Origin of the sequence: Streptomyces fuscigenes, assembly GCF_021556455.1 — a bacterium.
Lineage (GTDB): Bacteria > Actinomycetota > Actinomycetes > Streptomycetales > Streptomycetaceae > Streptomyces > Streptomyces fuscigenes.
The window spans coordinates 1-3,858 of the sequence record NZ_JAKGCV010000489.1 but is presented as its reverse complement, the minus strand read 5'-3'; the positions used below and the strand labels follow the sequence as shown (position 1 = coordinate 3,858).

The window sequence follows — 3,858 nt, the reverse complement described above, 5'->3', positions numbered from 1 at the left end:
CACCGCCGCCAGCAGGTCCGCGGCCCGTCCGCTGAGCTTGGCGCCCGCGTCGACCGGGGCGGCCCTCTCCGCCTTGCGCTGCTCGATGCGGTGGCGCAGTTCGCGCTGCGCGGCCAGCCCGGCCTGCGCCTCGCTCAGCCCGGCGGCGCCCGCCTCCGCGTCCGCGTCCTGCCCCGTACCGGCCCCGGCCTCCTGGCCGCCTGCCCCGGAGTCCCCCATGCCCCCCGGGTCCCCGTTGCCGGACTCCTCGCCGCGGGCCCGGCGGTCCCCGGACTCCCCGACTCCTGACTCCCCGTCCCCGGACCCACCGCCTCCGGCCGGTGCCTCAGCGGCGCCCCCGGGCACCCCGTCGTCCGCCGCGGTGTCGTCGACGGCCCCCGCTTCGCCCTCCGGTGCGCCGCCGGGCGCGCCGTCCTGCGAAGGGTCCGCGCCCGCCTCCGCGGCGGTCGCCTCGTCCGCGTCGCGGTCCGATGTCACAGCGTGCTCCAGTCCTGGTCGGGATAGTGGTGCACCGGGGCCGACACGTCGTCCAGCGCCCGGCAGATCTCGTCAGGAAGACTAAGGCCCTCCACCGACAACGCCTCGGTGAGCTGGCGCGCGTTGCGCGCGCCCACGATCGGGGCGACCACGCCCGGACGGTCGCGCACCCATGCGAGCGCGACCGCCAGCGGGCTCGTCGCGAGACCGTCCGCCGCCGTCGCGACGGCGTCCACGATCCGGCTCGCCGCGCCGTCCAGATAGGGCTCCACGAACATCGCCATGTCCGACGCGCCCCGCGAGTCCGGGGGCGTCGTGGTGCGGTACTTGCCCGTCAGCACGCCCCGTCCCAGCGGGGAGGAGGGCAGCAGCCCGACACCCAGGTCCAGCGCGGCGGGCAGCACCTCCCGCTCCACGCCCCGCTGGAGCAGGGAGTACTCCATCTGCGTGCTCGCGATGCGGGTCCGTATGCCCGGTGCGGCGAGCTGCCAGGTCGCGGCCTTCGCCAGTTGCCAGCCGCAGAAGTTGGACACGCCCGCGTACCGGGCCCGTCCGCTGGTCACCGCGATGTCCAGCGCGTGCAGCGTCTCCTCCAGCGGTGTCTCGGGGTCGAAGGCGTGGATCTGCCACAGGTCGACGTAGTCGGTGCCGAGGCGCTCCAGCGACGCGTCGAGGGCCTCCAGCAGGTGGCCGCGCGACCCGTCGAAGCGCCGGTCCGGGTCCGGCACGCTGCCCGCCTTCGTGGCGATCACCAGTTCGCGGCGGGGCACCAGCCGCTCCACGAGCTGCCCGAGCAGGTACTCCGCATCTCCGCCGCTGTAGACGTCGGCGGTGTCGATCAGCGTGCCGCCGACCTCCCAGAAGGCCTTCAACTGGTCCGCGGCGTCGTGCTCTCCGGTGTCCCTGCCCCAGTTCAGGGTGCCGAGCCCGATCCGGGACACGCGCAGCCCCGTCCTGCCGAGATGCCTCTGCTCCATGGGCGTTGACATTACTGGCCGGTGACGTCCGCGCTAAGAGGCCTGTGGACAACGCACCCATGACGCTCACGGCCCCCGCGCGCTACAGTCCCCGGACAGGACATTACTGGTGAGTAGGGCGAGTAGGGAGCGGGTGCGGCAATGCGGCTCGGCATCAACCTCGGGTACTGGGGTGCGGGGATGGACGACGACAACCTGGCCGTCGCGCAGGAGGCGGACCGGCTCGGCTACGACGTGTGCTGGGCGGCCGAGGCGTACGGCTCCGACGCCCCGACCGTGCTGTCGTGGGTGGCCGCCCGCACCGAGAGCATCGACGTCGGTTCGGCGATCATGCAGATCCCGGCGCGCCAGCCCACCATGACCGCCATGACGGCCGCGACGCTCGACTCGCTGTCGGGCGGCCGCTTCCGGCTCGGGCTCGGCGTCTCCGGCCCGCAGGTCTCGGAGGGCTGGTACGGCGTCACGTTCGACAAGCCGCTGGCCCGTACGCGCGAGTACGTGGAGATCGTGCGCAAGGCCATGTCGCGCGAGCGGGTCCAGCACGAGGGCGAGCACTGGACGCTGCCGCTGCCCGGCGGCCCGGGCAAGCCCCTCAAGCTGACCGTGCACCCCGAGCGCGAGCGCATCCCCCTCTACATCGCCGCGATCGGCCCGAAGAACCTGGAGCAGACGGGCGAGATCGCGGACGGCGCCCTGCTGATCTTCCCCGCCGCCGAGCACCTGGAGGAGACCGCGCTCAAGCACCTGCGGGAGGGGCGGCGCAGGGCGGGGCTGACGATGGACGGCTTCGACGTCTGCCCGACCGTGCCGATCGCGACCGGCGAGGACGTCTCCGCGCTCGCCGACCAGTTCCGTCCGTACACGGCCCTGTACGTCGGCGGGATGGGCAGCCGGAAGCAGAACTTCTACAACCGCCTCGCGGGCCGCATGGGCTACGAGAAGGAGGCGGCCGAGATCCAGGACAGGTACCTCGCGGGCGACAAGTCGGGCGCCGCCGCCGCGATCCCGCACGACCTGATCGACTCCACGACGCTGCTCGGCGACGTGGCCCGGATCGCCGACCGCATGGCGGCCTACGCCGCGGCGGGCGTCACCACGCTGACCCTGTCCCCGGCCGGCCTGACGCTCCAGGAGCGCGTGGCGGCCCTGCGTACGGGCGTGGACGCCCTGGACCGCGCGGGCCTCGCCGAGTAGCGAGCAGCCCGGCCCCGCTGCCGCCCGCCCCGCGCCCGGGGACGGGCGGCGGCGGTGCCGTGCACGGGCGCGGCGGCAGCGGCCCCGCGGATGCGATCACGCGGCCGTGGTGGGGGCTCGGGGGTCTCCCCGCCACGGCCGCCTCACCCAGGACAACGCCCGGCGCCCCGCTCGGTTACGCGCGGGCCGCGTCCTTCTTTCGGCCCAGTCCGGCGCCCCACCTGTTGCCTCCGGCCGTCTGTCCGTTTTGACTCGGTTTCTGCGGACGACTGTCAGATGGAGGTAGCGGAGATGCTCTCGGCCCAGAGTCTGTTCCAGGAAATGGTCGACAACGACCGGGCGTTCCAGCTGTTCTGCTCCATCGCCGCGTCGGGCGAGGCACAGGGCGGCTGGGAGAACGGCAGGATCGCGGCCCTGGTGCCCGACAAGATGCGCGCTCTCGCCCCCAAGATCACCCGGCACGGCGCCGACGAGGACAAGCACGGCCGGATCTTCAACGCGCTGCTCAAGAAGCGCGGCCTCGAGCCGGTCGAGGTGCCCCTGGAGACCAACTACACGATGCTGCTCGAGCAGCGGGGCATCGGCCTGGCCCACGAGAAGCTGCGCCGCGACGAGCACCTGGGCGAGCAGGACATCGTCGTGTACCTGGCCCACAGCCGCGTCACCGAGCAGCGTGCCAGCGACCAGATGGACATGCTCAAGAAGTACTTCGCCGACGACCCCGAGGTCGGCAAGGCCGTGAAGATGATCAGCGCCGACGAGGACAACCACCTCGCGTACTGCCACGAGGAACTGCTGCGCCTCGCCGCCCAGGGACACGGCCGCTTCATCCTCGACTCGCTCGTCTCGTGCGCCAAGGTCGAGATGGCGGTCTACCGGGAGGTCAGCCTCGCGACCATGGCCCACATGGGCCGCATCCTCGGCTGGTCGGCGCCCAAGTCGGCCGCGCTCGTCGCGGGCATCCAGGCGATGTACGCGTGGGAGCGGCTCGGCGGCTGGCGCCGCATGACGCGGCTCGCCGAGCCGGAGCGCCGCAACGCGCTCGGCGGCCCGTCCTCCACCGCGGAGCCCGCCCCGGCCCTCTGAACCGGCCCGGCGCGGCCGCCGTCCCCGCGGCCGCGCCCCGGCCGCGGCGGCTTCCGGGCCCGCCCTCGCGGCGGCCCCGGGGCGGCCGCGGCGGTCCCCGGAGCCCGGAGCCCGGCCCGCCGGG

General features: G+C 74.0%; 3 protein-coding genes and 1 pseudogene. 2 read left to right on the top strand and 2 right to left on the bottom strand.

From position 1 onward, the window contains the following. A pseudogene (locus tag L1885_RS25090) lies at positions 1–477 on the bottom strand (DNA helicase RecD); the annotation flags it as partial. Next, positions 474–1,454 carry an aldo/keto reductase gene (locus L1885_RS25085; RefSeq protein WP_235799452.1) on the bottom strand — a complete coding sequence of 327 codons (981 nt, stop codon included), beginning with the start codon at positions 1,452–1,454 and terminating at the stop codon, positions 474–476. The pseudogene L1885_RS25090 and the gene L1885_RS25085, both read right to left, overlap by 4 nt. A 141-nt stretch (positions 1,455–1,595) precedes the next feature. On the opposite strand from L1885_RS25085, the gene L1885_RS25080 reads away from it, so the two are divergent. Both L1885_RS25080 and L1885_RS25075 read left to right on the top strand, forming a co-directional pair. Continuing rightward, complete coding sequence (locus tag L1885_RS25080) at positions 1,596–2,648, top strand: LLM class F420-dependent oxidoreductase (protein WP_235799451.1); 1,053 nt, start codon at positions 1,596–1,598, stop codon at positions 2,646–2,648. 291 nt (positions 2,649–2,939) lie between these two features. Next, positions 2,940–3,734: a ferritin-like domain-containing protein gene (locus tag L1885_RS25075; RefSeq protein WP_235799453.1), complete on the top strand. Its 795-nt coding sequence runs from the start codon at positions 2,940–2,942 to the stop codon at positions 3,732–3,734. Positions 3,735–3,858 lie beyond the last annotated feature (124 nt).

Excerpts from the sequence above, each read along its gene's own strand:
- L1885_RS25085 (WP_235799452.1), bottom strand. The coding sequence starts at position 1,454 with ATGGAGCAGAGGCATCTCGGCAGGACGGGGCTGCGCGTGTCCCGGATC.
- L1885_RS25080 (WP_235799451.1), top strand. The coding sequence starts at position 1,596 with ATGCGGCTCGGCATCAACCTCGGGTACTGGGGTGCGGGGATGGACGAC.
- L1885_RS25075 (WP_235799453.1), top strand. The coding sequence starts at position 2,940 with ATGCTCTCGGCCCAGAGTCTGTTCCAGGAAATGGTCGACAACGACCGG.